At 64.6% G+C, this 17330-nt stretch carries 13 protein-coding genes; 9 read left to right on the top strand and 4 right to left on the bottom strand.

Going from position 1 to position 17330, the window contains the following annotated elements; translation table 11 throughout:
- The first annotated feature begins 9 nt into the window (after window positions 1–9).
- Together yejK and AN401_RS13475 are read left to right on the top strand one after the other, a co-directional pair.
- A complete protein-coding gene (gene yejK, locus AN401_RS13480; RefSeq protein ID WP_096779652.1) occupies window positions 10–1008 on the top strand; it encodes a nucleoid-associated protein YejK in 999 nt (332 codons plus the stop codon).
- A 151-nt stretch (window positions 1009–1159) separates the two neighbouring features.
- Entirely contained in the window at window positions 1160–2059 is a 900-nt protein-coding gene (locus tag AN401_RS13475; protein ID WP_094039229.1) for a hydrogen peroxide-inducible genes activator, read from the top strand.
- Window positions 2060–2119: 60 nt separating this feature from the next.
- Here AN401_RS13475 and ahpF read toward each other — a convergent pair whose 3' ends face one another.
- Both ahpF and ahpC read right to left on the bottom strand, forming a co-directional pair.
- Window positions 2120–3667, bottom strand: coding sequence for an alkyl hydroperoxide reductase subunit F (ahpF, locus tag AN401_RS13470; protein ID WP_096779651.1), 1548 nt, complete (start codon window positions 3665–3667; stop codon window positions 2120–2122).
- A 93-nt stretch (window positions 3668–3760) separates the two neighbouring features.
- Window positions 3761–4327, bottom strand: coding sequence for an alkyl hydroperoxide reductase subunit C (gene ahpC / locus AN401_RS13465; RefSeq protein ID WP_094039227.1), 567 nt, complete (start codon window positions 4325–4327; stop codon window positions 3761–3763).
- A gap of 826 nt (window positions 4328–5153) precedes the next feature.
- On the opposite strand from ahpC, the gene AN401_RS13460 reads away from it, so the two are divergent.
- From AN401_RS13460 to AN401_RS13435, 6 genes are all read left to right on the top strand, one after another.
- On the top strand, window positions 5154–6752 hold the full coding sequence (locus AN401_RS13460; RefSeq protein WP_094039226.1) for an isocitrate lyase: 1599 nt from the start codon (window positions 5154–5156) through the stop codon (window positions 6750–6752).
- A 218-nt stretch (window positions 6753–6970) separates the two neighbouring features.
- A complete protein-coding gene (locus AN401_RS13455; protein ID WP_096779650.1) occupies window positions 6971–9109 on the top strand; it encodes a methyl-accepting chemotaxis protein in 2139 nt (712 codons plus the stop codon).
- Between the two features lie 109 nt (window positions 9110–9218).
- On the top strand, window positions 9219–10403 hold the full coding sequence (locus AN401_RS13450) for a thiamine pyrophosphate-dependent dehydrogenase E1 component subunit alpha (RefSeq protein WP_096779649.1): 1185 nt from the start codon (window positions 9219–9221) through the stop codon (window positions 10401–10403).
- Window positions 10403–11380: an alpha-ketoacid dehydrogenase subunit beta gene (locus AN401_RS13445; RefSeq protein WP_096779648.1), complete on the top strand. Its 978-nt coding sequence runs from the start codon at window positions 10403–10405 to the stop codon at window positions 11378–11380. Before AN401_RS13450 ends, AN401_RS13445 begins: the two co-directional genes overlap by 1 nt.
- Before the next feature lie 8 nt (window positions 11381–11388).
- Window positions 11389–12636, top strand: a complete 1248-nt coding sequence (locus AN401_RS13440) for a 2-oxo acid dehydrogenase subunit E2 (RefSeq protein ID WP_096779647.1) — start codon at window positions 11389–11391, stop codon at window positions 12634–12636.
- Window positions 12637–12639: 3 nt separating this feature from the next.
- Complete coding sequence (locus AN401_RS13435) at window positions 12640–14457, top strand: protein kinase domain-containing protein (RefSeq protein WP_096779646.1); 1818 nt, start codon at window positions 12640–12642, stop codon at window positions 14455–14457.
- 424 nt (window positions 14458–14881) lie between these two features.
- Here AN401_RS13435 and AN401_RS13430 read toward each other — a convergent pair whose 3' ends face one another.
- Together AN401_RS13430 and AN401_RS13425 are read right to left on the bottom strand one after the other, a co-directional pair.
- Window positions 14882–15463: an acyl carrier protein phosphodiesterase gene (locus AN401_RS13430; RefSeq protein WP_096779645.1), complete on the bottom strand. Its 582-nt coding sequence runs from the start codon at window positions 15461–15463 to the stop codon at window positions 14882–14884.
- A complete protein-coding gene (locus tag AN401_RS13425; protein WP_094040128.1) occupies window positions 15460–15969 on the bottom strand; it encodes a CBS domain-containing protein in 510 nt (169 codons plus the stop codon). The genes AN401_RS13430 and AN401_RS13425 overlap by 4 nt, the downstream gene beginning before the upstream one ends.
- Before the next feature lie 199 nt (window positions 15970–16168).
- Here AN401_RS13425 and queA point away from each other — a divergent pair, with 199 nt between their 5' ends.
- Window positions 16169–17218 carry a tRNA preQ1(34) S-adenosylmethionine ribosyltransferase-isomerase QueA gene (queA, locus tag AN401_RS13420; RefSeq protein ID WP_094040129.1) on the top strand — a complete coding sequence of 350 codons (1050 nt, stop codon included), beginning with the start codon at window positions 16169–16171 and terminating at the stop codon, window positions 17216–17218.
- Window positions 17219–17330 lie beyond the last annotated feature (112 nt).

Here is a 17330-nt window from a genome sequence, read left to right as displayed (position 1 = left end):
CAATCTGTTATGAGCTTGGATATCGAACACATCATAGTACATTCCCTTTTTCTCGATGAGCAGGGCCAAACCCAGCTTGCCACCCGGGAGCAGGAGCTGGCCACCGGGCCCGCGGTGAACCAGCTGATGGGCGAGTTGCACCATATCTACAACACCAAGGCGGGCAAGGTGTTCGGCTATTTCAGCGAGGAGGACACCGGTTTTCGCGACCTGGTGCGGCGGGTGCAGGATCAGAGCCTGACCTTCGCCGCTTTTTCCCACCTGGCGGCCGAGCGGCTGTTGGGCGAACTGTACCGGCTGGAGATGAACGAGGCCGGCGTGCTGCTGTTCGTGCGCTACCAGTGGCTCGGCGCCCACTATTTGCTGATCGCCCTGCTCGACAACAAGGACAGCGTCACCGTCACCGACAAGCTGGAAGTCAGCCACGCCAGCTACCTGGATCTGGGCAGGATGCAGCTGGCCGCCCGCCTGGATCTGACCGAATTGCAGACCCGCCCCGAGTCGCACCGTTATTTCTCCTTTATCAAGGGCCGGGCCGGACGCAAGGTGTCTGACTTTTTCCTCAACTTCCTGTCCTGCGTGGAGGGCATGGATCCCAAGGCCCAGAGCCAGGGCCTGCTGAAGGCGGTGGACGACTATTGCGAGTCCCGCCAGCTTAGCACCGAGGAGAAGCTGGAGAGCAAGGCACTGGTGAGCAAGTACTGTCGCGATCAGCTCAAGGAAGGGGAGGAGCTGGAGCTGCGCGAGCTGTCCGCCGAGCTGGGCCGGGACGATGACCTGGACTTCTACCAGTTCGTCAGCGAGGAATACCAGCTGGAAGAGCGCTTCCCGGTAGACAGATCCGCGCTCAAGGGGCTGACCAAGTACGTGGGTTCGGGCGGCGGCCTGACCATCAGCTTCGATCAGAAGCTGCTGGGCGAGCGCATCCAGTACGACGCCGCCACCGACACCCTGGTGATCAGGGGTACCCCGCCGAACCTGAAGGCCCAGTTGCAGGGCGGAAACTGAGAAAGGTGGGGCAGGCATCCTGCCGCCCCGGGACTGTAACAAGTAGGCATACTTGGGACAGAAAAGGGAACTCATTCGATAGCGGCCAGTGTAGAGGCTGTGATAGCGTTAGAGAACCGAAATAAACAGATAGCCCTAATCGAGTTGTTCAATGAGTCGTCTGCCCAGCCTGAAGCAATTGACCTACCTGGTGGCCCTGGACGAGCACCAGAACTTCAACCGGGCCGCCAAGGCCTGTTTCGTCAGCCAGTCCACCCTGAGCACCGGCCTGCAGAACCTGGAAAGCCTGCTCGGCGGCGAGCTGATCGAGCGGGATCACAAGGCGTTCGTGATGACGCCGCTCGGCCGGCAGGTGGTGGTGCGGGCCCGGGAACTGCTGGCCCAGACCCGGGAGCTGATGGAACTGGTGGAAGGGCAGAAAGGCGCCATGCAGGGGGCCATCCGCCTGGGGTGCATTCCCACCATAGCGCCTTTTTTGCTGAGTGGGCTGGTGCAGCGCTGCCGCCGGCACTATCCCGAACTGCAGTTGTTGCTGCGGGAGGACACCACGCCGCAGTTGCTGTCCCTGCTGCGGGCCGGCGAGCTGGACCTGCTGTTGCTGGCCCTGCCCACCGACACCGAGGGGCTGCAGACCCGGGTACTGGGCCAGGATCCCTTCGTGCTGGTGATGCACCAGGAGCAGGCCAGGCGGCATGGCCGGGTGCCGGTAGACTATGCCGACCTGCCGGATCAGAGCATCTTCCTGCTGGAGCAGGAGCACTGCCTGACCGAGCACGCGGTGAGCGCCTGCAAGCTGACCGACAGCCGCAAGGTCAACCCCTTCGCCGCCACCAGCCTGCATACCCTGGTGCAGATGGTGGGCGCCGGCCTCGGTACCACCTTCCTGCCGCAAATGGCGATCGACGCCGGTATCCTCGCCAACACCGAGATCGTCGCCATGGCGCCCCAGGGCGACAAGGCCTACCGGGATATCGGCCTGGTGTGGCGGCCCACCGCTACCCGGGTGGAAACCTTCTACCGGCTGGGCGAGCTGGTGAGCGAACTGCTGTAAACAGAAAAGGCGGAGTACCGGGGTACTCCGCCTTTTTTGCGTTGTGAGGCGCCGGCGCCGTTACGAGCCGGCGCGGATCAGGTGGTCGAAGGCGCCGAGGGCGGCGGTGGCGCCGGCGCCCATGGAAATGATGATCTGCTTGTAGGGCACAGTGGTGGCGTCGCCGGCGGCGAACACCCCGGCCATGGAGGTGGCGCCCTTGGCGTCGATCACCACCTCGCCGAAGCGGGTCAGCTCCACTTCCGAGCCCTGCAGGAACTCGGTGTTGGGCACCAGGCCTATCTGCACGAAGATGCCCGCCACCTCCAGCCGTTTGCTGTCGCCGCTGACCCGGTCGGTGTACTGCATGCCGGTGACCTTGCTGCCGTCGCCCAGCACTGCGGTGGTCTGGGCATTCATGATGATGTCGATATTGCCCATGGAGCGGGCCTTGCGTTGCAGCACCTCATCGGCGCGCAGGCTGTCGGCGAACTCCAGCACGGTCACGTGTTCGACGATACCGGCCAGATCGATGGCCGCTTCAATGCCCGAGTTGCCGCCGCCGACCACCGCCACCCTCTTGCCCTTGAAGAAGGGGCCGTCGCAGTGCGGGCAGTAGGCCACGCCCCTGGTACGGTATTCGGCCTCGCCGGGCACCTTCAACTCGCGCCAGCGCGCCCCGGTGGCCAGGATCACCGCCTTGCCCCTGAGGGTGGCGCCGCTGGCCAGCGGCAGCTCGATAAGCTCCCCGCGGCGGATGCCGGCGGCACGCTGGTCGGTGATGATGTCCACCCCGTATTCCCTGACGTGCTGCTCCAGGCTGGCGGCCAGCTTCGGGCCTTCGGTGTAGGGCACGGAAATGAAGTTTTCGATGCCGACGGTGTCCATCACCTGGCCGCCGAAGCGCTCGGCCACCAGGCCGGTGCGAATGCCCTTGCGGGCGGCGTAGATGGCGGCGGCGGCACCGGCCGGGCCTCCGCCGACGATCAGCACGTCGTAGGGGGCTTTTTCGTCGAGGGCGGCGGCCTTGCGCTCGGCGGCGCCGGTGTCGAGTTTGCCGATGATCTCTTCCAGGCTCATGCGACCCTGGCCGAAGTGTTCGCCGTTCAGGTAGACGGCGGGCACCGCCATCACCTGGCGCCGGTTCACCTCGTCCTGGAACAGGGCGCCGTCGATCATCACGTGGCTGATGTTGGGGTTCAGGGTCGCCATCAGGTTGAGCGCCTGCACCACGTCCGGACAGTTCTGGCAGGACAGGGAGATGTAGGTTTCAAAATGGAACTGGCCCTCGAGGTTGCGGATCTGCTCCAGCAACTCGGGGGAGGCCTTGGACGGATGGCCGCCGGCCTGCAGCAGGGCCAGTACCAGCGAGGTGAATTCGTGGCCCATCGGAATGCCGGCAAAGCTTACCCGCGGCGCCTGCCCGGCGGGGGCGACGCTCATGCTGGGAGTGCGGTCGGCGGCGGCTTCCTTGAGGCTGATGTTGCCGGAAAGCCCGCTGATCTCGGCGGCCAGTTCCAGCAATTCTTTGGATTTGGGGCTGTCATCACCGGACACGCTGATCTCTATCGGAGAGACGATGTTCTGCAGGTAGGTGTCCAGTTGTTTTTTGAGATTCGCATCTAACATAGTCGTGTCCTGTGCCGAATTTTGGGTATAAAAAACCCGGCCCGCCGACCGGATGAGGCATCATCGCGGCGGGCCGGGGTAGTTGTCTGGGTCTTAGATCTTGCCGACCAGGTCGAGGGACGGTGCCAGGGTGGCTTCGCCTTCCTGCCATTTGGCGGGGCAGACTTCACCCGGGTGGGCGGCCACGTACTGGGCGGCCTTCACCTTGCGCAGCAGGTCGGAAGCATCACGGCCGATGCCTTCGGCGGTCACTTCGATGGCCTGGATCACGCCCTGGGGGTCGATGATAAAGGTGGCGCGGTCGGCCAGGCCCTGGCCTTCACGCATCACGCCGAAGTTGTTGGTGATGGTGCCGGTCTGGTCGCCCACCATGTAGTACTTGATCTTGCCGATGGTCTCGGAACTGTCGTGCCAGGCCTTGTGGGTGAAGTGGGTGTCGGTGGACACGGAGTACACTTCGACGCCCATCTTCTGCAGTTCGGCATAGTGGTCGGCCAGGTCGCCCAGTTCGGTGGGGCAGACGAAGGTGAAGTCGGCCGGGTAGAAGAACACGATGGACCACTTGCCTTTCAGATCGGCCTCGGTCACTTGAACGAAGTCGCCGTTGTAGTAAGCCTGGGCGGTAAAGGGTTTGATTTCGGTGTTGATTGCAACAGCCATGTTAGCTCCTAAATGTGTCGTTAGTGGGTGTGTCTCTCGAACGGTTTCCATACTAGGCCCTGTCCTGAATCCAATAAAGTGATTATTTTCTATTGTTCTAATAGGTAATTTCTATCGCTCCTTTTTATCGCCGCCGTCGTGGCCGGCAGCCGTGTTGTCGGACTCCTGTGGGTGCCCAAGCGACGGAGCAGGCCCGGTCCGGGAGGAGGACCAAAAATGACAAAACAACCACAGATACCCGCAAGCCGGTGTTGGTTGCCTGTCACCGCCGGCTTTTTGCGAGCGCAAAAAGCCGGGAAAATCCCGGAAAACTTTTTTAAACATGTGTTTAAATGCTTGTATTTCAAGCCTTGAAGAAGAGCGGCAGGGTATTTGTCAAACCTTGGAGTTTAGTCGGGATAATATATTGCATATGAATTAAATTAACGTAATTTAATTACACTTATATTTGTCTTGGTCCAGTGGTGGTTAATGGGTTAATCCAGTAACTAAGTGATTTTTATGGGGTTTGACTTTAGTCGTAAAGCGAATTTGTAGTGTGACCTGTGTTGTATTTTTGTGAAATTGGATCTTGATCTTTTCCGGTCTATTGCGCACCTTAATAACCGTACAGCGATGCAGAGCAACAAGGAAAAGGGGCACCAATAACGGAGACACCGATACGGTGTCCGGATAACAAGCACCGGCCTTGTTGCGAAGCCAAATATAACGAGAGCATCACTGCCAATGCCGGCAAGCGGGAAGGACCCGGAGGTATTGCCGGTTTGACAGGGAAGTTTAATGCCGCTGAACAGAGCGCAAATCATACAAGAGAGGACTTGAGACCATGCCATACGCACACGACCTTGATACCCTGGCGTCATTGATCAAGCAGAATCCGAGCTGGAGCGCCATCAAACCCGAGTACGCCGCCCGCATGCGTGCCCAGAACCGGTTCAAGACCGGCCTGGACATCGCCAGGTACACCGCCAGGATCATGCGCGAAGACATGGCCGCCTACGACCAGGACTCGTCCCAGTACACCCAGTCCCTGGGGTGCTGGCACGGTTTCATCGGCCAGCAGAAACTGATCTCCATCAAGAAGCATTTCGGCAGCACCAAGCGGCGCTACCTCTACCTGTCCGGCTGGATGGTGGCGGCCCTGCGCTCCGAGTTCGGCCCGCTGCCGGATCAATCCATGCACGAGAAGACCTCGGTGCCGGCCCTTATCGAGGAGCTCTACACCTTCCTGCGCCAGGCCGACGCCTGGGAGCTGAACCATCTGTTCCGCGCCCTGGAAGAGGCCCGGCAAGCCGGTGACGAGGCCAAGGCCAAAGAGCTTCTGAGCCAGATCGACAACCACGAAACCCATGTGGTGCCGATTGTCGCCGACATCGATGCCGGTTTCGGCAACGCCGAGGCGACCTACCTGCTGGCCAAGAAGATGATCGAAGCGGGGGCCTGCTGCATCCAGATCGAGAACCAGGTGTCCGACGAGAAGCAGTGCGGCCACCAGGATGGCAAGGTGACGGTGCCCCACGCCGACTTCCTGGCCAAGATCAACGCGGTACGCCTGGCCTTCCTGGAACTGGGGGTGGACGACGGCGTGATAGTGGCGCGCACCGACTCCCTGGGTGCCGGCCTGACCAAGCAGATCGCGGTGACCAACGAGCCGGGGGATCTGGGGGATCTGTACAACAGCTTCCTCGATGGCGACTACATCGACTCGGCCGACGACATCGACAACGGCGACGTGGTGATCAAGTCCCAGGGCAAGCTGCTCAAGGTCAAGCGCCTGGCCTCCGGCCTGTTCTGCTTCAAGCCGGGCTCCGGCGAGGATCGGGTGGTGCTGGATTGCATCACCAGCCTGCAGCACGGCGCCGACCTGCTGTGGATCGAGACCGAGAAGCCCCATATCGGCCAGATCAAGGGCATGGTGGACCGTATCCGTGAAGTGGTGCCCAATGCCAAGCTGGTGTACAACAACAGCCCGTCCTTCAACTGGACCCTGAACTTCCGCCAGCAGGTGTTCGACGCCTGGGCCGCCGAAGGCAAGGACCTGTCCGCCTACGACCGCGCCAAGCTGATGAGCGCCGACTACGACGACACCGAGCTGGGCCGCCTGGCCGATCAGTGGACGGCCAACTTCCAGCGCGACGCGGCGCGGGAAGCCGGCATCTTCCACCACCTGATCACGCTGCCGACCTACCACACCGCGGCCCTGTCCACCGACAACCTGGCCAAGGGCTACTTCGGCGACGAGGGCATGCTGGCCTATGTGGCGGGCGTACAGCGCAAGGAGATCCGCCAGGGCATCGCCACCGTCAAGCACCAGGACATGGCCGGCTCCAACATCGGCGATGATCACAAGGAGTTCTTCGCCGGCGAGGCGGCGCTGAAGGCCGGCGGCAAGGACAACACCATGGGCCAGTTCGAGAACATCTGATTGCAAAACAGGGTCAACTGAGAAAGAAAAATACCAACTAGGTCCATCTCGTTTTGGCAGCCTCCGGGCTGCCTTTTTTATTTGCCATATTCCTGTACAGGTGTTAAGTAAATGCACCCATGGCCGATACAGGGAAAGTATTGCTTCCCGGAATAAGGGGACCAAGGCTGTTGTCATCCGGCCCCATGGCAATCCAACGCAGAAGGATCTGAAACAGAATGATGCAGATAAAGAAAACGGCGCTGTCGGCCAAGCTGTTCCTGGCCACCGGCCTGATGCTGTTGCTCAGCATACTGGTGCTCAATGGGGTGGTCAGCCTCTTCCTGCAGCGCACGGCCGGCCAGGTCGGGGACGACAGTTCCCGGGTGCTGATCCGGGAAGTCAGCGAACGGCTGCAGAGCCAGGCCGCCGAGGCCGGAACGCAGCTGGCCGGCTTTATCAACGAGAGTTTCCGCTCGCCCCTCACCCTGGCCACCATACTGGCCGAGAATGCCGTCCTGCCCGCCTTCGAACGACTCAGCCGGGAGCAGGTGGTGGCCCTGAACCGGCAGCTGTTGCTGGCCAACCGGCAACTGGGTTCCAGCTACAGCCAGTTTGAAGCCAACGCCTACGACGGCGAGGACGCCCTTTTCCTCAGCGGCTACGACCATTCGGTGACCGGGGCCGGCAGCCTGGAGGTCTATGTGGTGCGCCACCAGGACGGACGCCTGGAGCAGCAGATCATCGGCGGTGCCGACGAGAAGCACGATCAGAGCCGCAACGAGTTCGGGGTGCGCAACGCCGAGTGGTACCTCTGTCCCATGGAGACCGGCCGGCCCTGCCTGATGGAGCCCTACCTGTACGAGATCCAGCCCGGCTACAGCGAGCTGATGACCAGCCTGACGGTGCCCATCGTCGCCGAAGGGCGCTTTCGCGGCGTGGCGGGCTCGGACATCAACCTGCCCGCCTTTCAGCGGCAACTGGAGCAACTGGCCGCCTCCCTCTACCAGGGGCAGGCCGAGGTGCTGCTGCTCAGCAGCCAGGGTCTCATCGTGGCCTCCAGCCGCTATCCCGACAAGCTGGGGCGCCCCCTGGCGGAGGCGGCGGGAGCCGAGGACAGCGGCCAATGGCAGGCCCTGGCCAGGGGGGAGGGCAGCCTGGTCACGGCCGAGCACCTCTACGGCAGCTACCGGCTGCAGATACCGGCGGCGGAGGCGAGCTGGTCGCTGTTGATCGGGGTTCCCCGTTCGGTGGCCCTGGCCGAGGTATCGGCCCTGCAGGCCGGGCTGGCCGCGGGAGTGGCCAGCCTGACCCGGCAGCAGTGGCTGGCCGGCGGTCTCGTCATCCTGGCTGGCATCGGCGCCATGATGTTGCTGGTACGTACCATCACCCGGCCACTGCAATTGATGCGGGAGCGAATCCATGAGCTGAACAGTGCCGAGGGAGACCTGACCCGAGTCATCGACATCGATACCCACAAGGAGCTGATCGCCCTGTCCGGCGGCTTCAACGGCTTTATCGACAAGCTGCGCCAGCTGGTCGGCCGGCTCAAGCATACCGGGGCCGAGGTCGGCAGCGAGTCGGAAAACGGCGCCCGCCTGGCCAGGCGTATGCGCGAGGAGGTGGGGCGCCAGAATCGGGAGCTGGAGTCGGTGGTCACCGCCATGAACGAGATGAGCGTGGCGGCGACGGAGGTGGCCCGCTTCTCCGAGCAGGCGGCGATAGAAGCGGGCCAGGCCAACCAGGCGCTGAAGGCGACCCAGGACCGGCTGGCGGGCACGGTGGACGACATCGGCCAGCTGGCCACGGAAGTACAGGAGGCGGCCGGTGCCGTCAACCAGGTGGCGGAGCGCAGCGATGCCATCAACAGCATCCTCGAGGTGATCCGCGCCATCGCCGAGCAGACCAACCTGCTGGCCCTGAACGCCGCCATCGAAGCGGCCCGGGCCGGCGAGCAGGGCCGGGGCTTCGCGGTGGTGGCCGACGAGGTGCGGGCCCTGGCGGCCAAGACCCGCCAGTCCACCGATGACATCGCCGAACTCATCGAACGGCTCAACAGCCAGGTGGGCGCCACGGTGCGGATCATGGAGCAGGGGGCCTCCCGGGCCGGGCAGACCTCGGCCAGCTCCCGCGAGGCCTACCAGGAGCTGGCCCGGGTGGCCGGCCTTATCGAGACCATCAGCGATCATGTGACCCAGATGGCCACCTCCGCCGAGGAGCAGAGCGCGGTGTCCGGCGACATCAACCGCAACCTGACCACCCTGGGCGAGGCCGCCGCCGAGCTGGCGGAGCTGGCCGGGGAGGTGGGCGAGCACGGCCAGCGGCTGAGCGGCCTCTCCGCCGGACTGGATCAGGATCTGGGGCGGCTGAGGACCTGAGCAGGTCCTGCGACTTGTTGCCCAGGTGTTATAATTGGCGTCATATTGAGCTGCCGCTTATCGCGGCGGCTCCGTTTCCTGACTCGCCAGCGGCGATGGGAGTGACGCCATGACCAATCCCAGCAATGCCAGCACCACCACTGTGCACCAGGCCCAGTTCACCGGGGCCCATGCCCTGAGCATTCCCACCCTGAGGATATTGCAGGACGACGGTACCCTCTTTGCCGGCGCCTCGCCGCCGGTACTGGACCGGGATACGGCGCTCCACATCTACGACAGCATGGTGTTTATTCGGGTGCTTGACGAGCGCATGCTGGCGGCCCAGCGCCAGGGGCGGATCAGCTTCTACATGCAATGCCTGGGGGAGGAGGCCGCCGCCGTGGCCAGCGCCGCCGCCCTCGACAGGCACGACATGATCATGGCCCAGTACCGGGAGCAGGGGGCCCTGCGCTACCGGGGCTTCACCCTGGAGCAGTTTATGAACCAGCTGTTTTCCAACGAGCGGGATCTGGGCAAGGGGCGGCAGATGCCGGTGCACTACGGCAGCCGGGACATCCGTTTCATGACCATTTCCTCGCCCCTGGGCACCCAGATCCCCCAGGCCAGCGGCTATGCCTACGCCCAACGGCTGAAGGGGGAGAGCAACACCACCCTCTGCTATTTCGGCGAGGGCGCCGCCTCCGAGGGGGACTTCCACGCCGGCCTTAACATGGCCGCCGTGCTACGGGCGCCGGTGATCTTCTTCTGTCGCAACAACGGTTATGCCATCTCCACCCCGGCCAGCGAGCAGTTTATCGGCGACGGCATCGCCTGCCGGGCGGTGGGCTACGGCATCCAGGCCATCCGGGTGGACGGGGCCGACGCCCTGGCGGTGTACGAGGCGACCCGGCTGGCGCGCAAGCTGGCCCTGGAGCAGCAGGAGCCGGTGCTGGTCGAGGCCATCGCCTACCGCCTGGGCGCCCATTCCTCCTCCGACGATCCCAGCGGCTACCGTTCCCGGGAAGAGGAGGAACGCTGGCGCAAGCAGGATCCCATCGCCCGCTTTCGGCGCTGGTTGCTCAACCAGGGCTGGCTGGACGAGGCGGCGGATCAAATCGCCACCGACGCCCTGCGCCAGGAGGTGCTGGAGGCGGTGAAGGAGGCGGAGCAGGTGCCCAAACCCCGCCTGGACAGCCTGATAGAGGATGTCTATGTCGAGCCCCCGCCCGCCCTCAAGGCCCAGCTCGAGGCGCTAAGGGAGCATATCCGCCGCTATCCGGACGCCTATCCGGTGACCTCAGGGAGGCTTGACTAATGGCACAGATGAACATGCTGCAGGCCATCAACAACGCCCTGGATCTGGCCATGGCCCGGGACGAGAGCGTGGTCTGCTTCGGCGAGGACGTGGGCCACTTCGGTGGCGTCTTCCGCGCCACCAGCAAGCTGCAGGACAAATACGGCAAGCACCGCTGCTTCAACACCCCCCTCACCGAGCAGGGCATCATCGGCTTCGCCAACGGCATGGCGGCCCGGGGGCTGAAGCCGGTGGCCGAGATCCAGTTCGCCGACTACATCTACCCGGCCTTCGATCAGTTGGTCAACGAAACCGCCAAGTTCCGCTATCGCTCCGGCAACCAGTTCGACGTGGGCGGCCTGGTGCTGCGCACCCCCTACGGCGGCGGCATCGCCGGCGGCCACTATCACAGCCAGTCGCCGGAGGCCTACTTCACCCACACCCCCGGCCTGCGGCTGGTGGTGCCCCGGGATCCGGCCCAGGCCAAGGGGCTGCTGCTGGCGGCCATCAATTGCCCGGATCCGGTGTTGTTCTTCGAGCCCAAGCGACTCTATCGCGCTGCCGTGGGCGAGGTGGACGAGGACTACTACGAGCTGCCCCTGGGCCAGGCCGAGGTGGTGCAGGAGGGGAGCGATGTCACCGTGCTGGCCTGGGGCGCCCAGATGGAAGTGGTGCAGAAGGCGGCGGAGCTGGCCGGGCAACAGGGCATTTCCTGCGAGCTTGTCGATCTGCGCAGCCTGGCGCCCTGGGACCTGGAGCGGGTGGCCGAGTCGGTGCTCAAGACCGGTCGCCTGGTGATCAACCACGAGGCGCCGCTCACCGGCGGCTTTGCCGGGGAAATCGCGGCCAGCATCCAGCAGCGCTGCTTCCTCTATCTCGAGAGTCCCATCGCCCGGGTCTGCGGCCTGGACACGCCCTACCCCCTGGCGCTGGAGAAGGAATACATGGCGGATCACCTCAAGACCTTCGAGGCGATAGTGCGGACGGTGAACTTCTAGGGGGCGGCATGAAACAGGATTTCTACCTGCCGGATATCGGCGAGGGCATAGTGGAATGCGAACTGGTGGAGTGGCTGGTCAGCGAAGGCGACAAGGTCGCCGAGGATCAGGCCATCTGCGACGTGATGACCGACAAGGCCCTGGTGCAGATACCGGCGGTGCATGGGGGCACCATCACCCGGCTGTACGTGGCCAAGGGCGAGATGGCGCGGGTGCATGCGCCCCTGTTCGAGATGGAAGTGGCCGGGACCAACGACGGCAAGGCGGCCAGCCAGGCATCCCCGCCGGCGCCGGGTCAGACCGCCGAGCCCGCGGCTCCCGGGCCGGAGAGCGAGGCGGCCAGCGCTCAGCCGGCGGTTTCACCGGCGGCACCGGCCGGCGGCCGGGCGGTGGCCAGCCCGGCGGTACGGCGCCTGGCCCGGGAGCTGTCGGTGGATATCGGCCAGGTGCCCGGCTCCGGCGACAAGGGCCGGGTCTACAAGGAGGACATCGAGGCCTACCTGGCCCGGCGGGAAGCGGCCGCCGCGCCAGCTCCGGTCGAGCCGGCGGCGCCGGCCGGCCGGGAGGAGCCGCTCAGAGGTGTGCGCGCCGCCATGGCCCGGCAGATGACCGCCTCCCTCGGCATCCCCCGTTTCACCTTTTGCGACGAGTTCCGCCTGGACCAGTTGCTGGCGCTCAAGGACAAGCTCAAGCCCGCCTTCGCCGCCGAGGGCGCGCGGCTGACCCTGTTGCCCTTCTTTATCAAGGCACTGTCCCTTAGCCTGAAGCAGTATCCCCTGCTCAACGCCCGCCTGGGCGAAGACGGCGCCAGCCTCCGCTACCAGGATCACCACCATGTCGGGGTGGCGGTGGACACCGAGGCCGGCCTGCTGGTGCCCACCATCAGGCATTGCGAGCAGAAATCCCTGCTCGCCATCGCCGCCGAGCTGGAGCGGCTGAGCGAGGCGGCGCGCCAGGGCGGGCTGTCCCCCGCCGAGCTGCAGGGGGGCACCATCACCCTGTCCAACATCGGGGTGCTGGGCGGCACCGTGTCCACCCCGGTGGTGAACCCGCCGCAACTGGCCATCGCCGCCCTCGGCCGCCTGCAGCGCCTGCCCCGCTTCAACGCGGCGGGCGAGGTGGAGGCACAACAGCTGATGACGGTGTGCTGGTCGGCGGACCACCGGGTGATCGACGGCGCCACCCTGGCCCGTTTCAACAACCGCTGGCGGCAGTATCTGGAGCAGCCGGAGCTGATGCTGGCGCAACTGACCTGAGCCATGTACCGGCACCAGCTGCGCAACTTCTATATTCCGGAAGAGCAGTCCATCTATCTGCTCAACGCCAACGACGCCAGGAAACTGAAGGACTGGATAGCCCTGTGCATGGGCGAGCTGGAGAAGCTCGGTTATCGCCGGATCAGCCTGGCGGGCAAGGGTGCCTACGGCTTCACCTTCGTCGGGGTCGGCGCCGACGGCGAGGAGGTGGCCTTCAAGTTTTCCCGCATCAACCTGCCGCCGCACATCCGCGAGCGGCTGGCCGACGAGGCCTATATGCTGTCCCAGGTGTGCCACCCCCTGGTGCCCCGCTACATCACCTACCAGGTGGTGAGAAAGCAGGGCATCCTGATGATGGGGCGGGCCCGGGGGGAGGATCTGGAGCGGTTCAGCCTGAAGACGGGGCGGCTGCCGCCCCGGCTGCTGGTGGACATCGCCGCCCAACTGGCCGACATACTGCAGGCCCTGCGCCACCACCACAAGGACGGCCAGCCCGCGCCCCTGGTGCACGGCGACATCAAGCCCTCCAACATCGTGTTCGACCCGGAGTCGGGGCGGATCAGCCTGGTGGACTGGGGCTCCTCGGTGTTCGCCCAGACCGACAGCGACGGCCAGTTCGTGGCCAGCAACGTGATGGCGCTGATGTCGGCGGATCTGCAGCATTCCAACGCCCGCCTGGGGGATGTCTATTTCATCGGTCCCGAACAGCGGGAGGGCGGGCTGTCCAGCCCCCGTTTCGACGAGCAGGGGGTGGCCGGCACCCTCTACGCCCTGGCCTCGGGCCAGTCCTGCCGCTTCGGCTGCCGGGCCCTGCCGGCGACCAGCCTGGGGTTGCCCCGGGAATTCGCGCTGATGCTGGACGGCCTGCTGTCCGAGGACGCCGGGCTGCGCCGGCGGGCCGGAGACTATTTCCTGGCCGCCATGCCGCGCCTGAAGCGGCTGGTGCTGCCGACCCTGGTGCTGTTCGACGACAGCCCGCAACTGCCGGTGTGGGTCAGCCCGGAGCAGCACGAGATGGATACCGTGGTGTACTCCTCGCGCAAGTCCTTCCTGCGCGAGCACAGCGAGGAGGAGGGCATCCACTACGTGGACGACGCCCAACTGGAGCGCTACTACAAGAACTACCTGGCGGGCATGGGCGAGACCGAGAAGGCGTTCGTGGCGGCGGTGAGCCGGATCGGCCGCTACCCGGTGGTGGGGGGGCTCGCCATCCACTGGGAGGAGGAGGGCGTCTATATCGACTCCAGCCTCAACCTCTACGACCAGGCGCTGAAGGAGGCCTTCGCGGTGGCGGTCAACAACGTGGTGATGCTGGCCCGGGCCATCGACAGGATAGGGGTGTTCAAGGCCTGCCTGTTCAACGCCCGCAACACCCTCCACCTGAGCCGCTCCGACGAGCACAGCCCCTTCCTGCCACCGCCCGGCACCCGTATCCCCTACCGGCTGGCGGACATTCCCAGCACCGATGACGCCAGCCGCCAGCATTCCTATTTCGAGGACGGCCGGGATCCGGACGAACAGCTGGTGCTGCCCTACGCCATCGTGGACGCCATCGCCCGCCTGAACCGCATCCACCATACCGGCTGTATCATCTTCGAGGTGACGCCGCTCTACCTCAAGCTGCACAGCTACTACCGGCTGCTGGACCGGGGCGCCGAGGAGGAGTTTCGGGCGCTGCTCGCCTTTATCGTGGACAAGATACCGCTGATCAGCGACCAGGGGGTGGGGGGCTTTATGAAGCTGCCCCACAAGAATACCCGCTTCTTTTCCCACCAGCCGGTGCAGCCCGAGCTGTTCTATCCGGCCAACCCCAGGGCTTAGCGGTGGTACTATTTGGCTGTTTGTTACGAAGAAGAAGAGGAAGAAGCAACAGGGCCACCTCCGCCGACCCGCTTCAAGCACATCCCTGTGGCGCTCGGCACATACCGGATGTCGCGGAAACCGTCGGTATCGCCGCGCTGCGACTTGTCACTGGCAACTCGGTCGCGGCGATACCTCCGGTGCAAGGCGCTTCGCGCCCCTGGCATGTGACGGTCGGCGGAGGCCATCCCTGTTGCCTCCTTCAAGCCCCGGCGCCGTCTGATTATGGTGCCTGCAGGCGGCTGCAGGGCGATAAGGAGGACAAAGCATGCTGTTCCGCCGGCCTTCTGTTTCAGGGATGAAACAGAGAGCGTACATGGATGTATTCATAGCGTGTCGGCGGAACAGCATGCTTTGACCGAGTCTACCTGAGCTGGAACAGGTACTAATCCGGTCGGGTCTGGCTCAGTACAAAGTCCTGCAACTCGGGGTAGAAGGCGAGAAAGGCCTGCTCCATCTCGTCGTAATGGGCCCGCAGCAGGGGCGCGCAGTCGGGCAGGGGGGTGGGACGGCGAAAACGGCCGTCGATGCGGATAATGGCCCGGGTGATGCCCTCCAGGCTCCGGTACTGGGCCAGCAGCCGGTGCTGCTTGAGCCGCTCCACCAGCATGACCATGTCCTGCGGCCAGTGTGCCCCGGGCTGCAGCCGGCGGTGGCTGTAGCCGATAAAGTCGGCCAGCGCCCAGGGATGGTAGCGGGACCAGTGCCGGGCCAGGAAGTGATCGAACATCATGTCCATGATGATGCCGCCGTAGCGGCGAAAGGGGCTGGGCAGGGCGCGCACCGCTCCCAGGTGCCGCGGATGGGCGTCGGCGAAGCTGTCGATGCGCCGGTGCAGCAGGATGCCGAGTTGCAGTTCCGGGGGCAGGGCCGGGTCTATGGCACCCCGGGCGAACTCCCCCAGCAGGGCGCCGGCCAGGCTGGTCTGGCTGATATGGGCCAGGTGCAGGTGGGCCAGGTAGTTCATAGATCCCGCGAGCCGTCCAGATAATCCTGGGCGTCCGGCGCCAGATCCAGATCGTCCAGGTCGGCTTCGTCGCTCCCTTCGTCGGCCAACTGGTTGTCCAGCACCTCCAGCAGGTGGATGGCCACGGCGACGAAATCGCTGTCGGTGACGATGCCCACCAGCTTGCCCTTGTCCACCACCGGCAGGCAGCCGTACTTGTGTTTCTGCAGGTAAAGGGCCGCCTCGCGGATGCCCGCTTTGGGGCTGACGGTGGTGACCCCGGTTACCATGATCTCCGCCAGCTGGTGGTGCTCCAGGAAATGGCCATTGGTGCCTTTTTCCAGGCTGGACTCCTGGGCCGCCAGGATATCCCGCTGGCTGACCAGGCCCACCAGCCGATCCTGCTCCAGCACCGGCAGGTGGCGGATGTGCTGGCGCTGCATCAGGGTGCGGGCCTCGGCCAGGGTGGCGGACGGGGGCAGGCCGATAACGTTGCGTGACATGATTTCGGAAACGACGGCTGGCATGATGCTTCTCCTCTTTTTATATCAAGATAGCCCAAGCGGGGAGGCGGAGAACATGACCCCGGTCACGACCGGGCGGAAGTTTCTGCCGTGCTCTTGTTCCCCGCGTGGCATATTCCATGGCGCAGGCCCCGGGCCGAATTGCCTTGATCCCGTGATGCAGCCTCACTAGACTAGCGCCCGTTATAACAAGAGGTTGTCTATGCAGGTCCGTGATTTCCATTTCGAACTCCCCGACGAGTTGATCGCCCGCCACCCCATGCCGGAGCGCACCGCCAGCCGCCTGTTGCAGCTGGACGGCAACAGCGGCGCCCTGGTGCACGGCCGCTTCGGCGACATCCTGAACCTGGTCAACCCGGGTGATCTGCTGGTATTCAACAACACCCGGGTGATACCGGCGCGGCTGTTCGGCCACAAGGCCAGCGGCGGCAAGGTGGAAGTGCTGGTGGAGCGGGTGCTGGACGACAAGCGGGTGCTGGCCCATGTGCGCGCTTCCAAGTCGCCCAAGCCGGGGGCCGAACTGATCCTGGAGCCGGACGTCCGGGCCACCATGCTGGCCCGCCACGACGCCCTGTTCGAGATCGAATTCAACGACCCGCGCACCGTGCTCGAGATCCTGGAGGCGGTGGGCCATATGCCGTTGCCGCCCTATATCGACCGGCCCGACACCGAGGCCGACAAGGAGCGCTACCAGACCGTCTATAACGAAAAGCCGGGCGCCGTGGCGGCCCCCACCGCTGGCCTGCATTTCGACGAGCCGCTGCTGGCCGAGCTCAAGGCCAAGGGCGTCGAGCTGGCCTTTATCACCCTGCATGTGGGCGCCGGCACCTTCCAGCCGGTGCGGGTGGACAATGTGCTCGAGCACAAGATGCACGCCGAATACATCGAAGTGCCGGCCGAGGTGGTGGCGCAAATCGAGGCCACCCGCGCCCGGGGCGGCCGGGTGATCGCCGTGGGCACCACCTCGGTGCGCTCCCTGGAAAGCGCCGCCCGGGCCAGCCTGGGCAAGGGCGAGCCGCTCGCCCCCTTCTACGGCGATACCGACATCTTTATTTACCCGGGTTATCGCTTCCAACTGGTGGATGCCATGGTCACCAACTTCCACCTGCCCGAGTCGACCCTGATCATGCTGGTCAGCGCCTTCGCCGGCCACGACCACATCATGGCCGCCTACCGGGCGGCGGTGGCGGAGCGCTATCGCTTTTTCAGCTACGGCGACGCCATGTTTATTACCCGGCAAAGCCAGGGATAAAAAGGTGAGGCGTGAGGGGAAAGGCGTGAGGCGTGCAAGATAGTGTTTTTCACCTCACTCCTCACGATTCACCCCTCACCAGTTTTAAAAATAAGGTCGGACTGTTTCTCCG

Source organism: Zobellella denitrificans (assembly GCF_002407485.1).
GTDB lineage: Bacteria > Pseudomonadota > Gammaproteobacteria > Enterobacterales > Aeromonadaceae > Oceanimonas > Oceanimonas denitrificans.
Note: the sequence above shows the minus strand (reverse complement) of the source record. Positions and strands in the feature narration are given on the sequence as shown.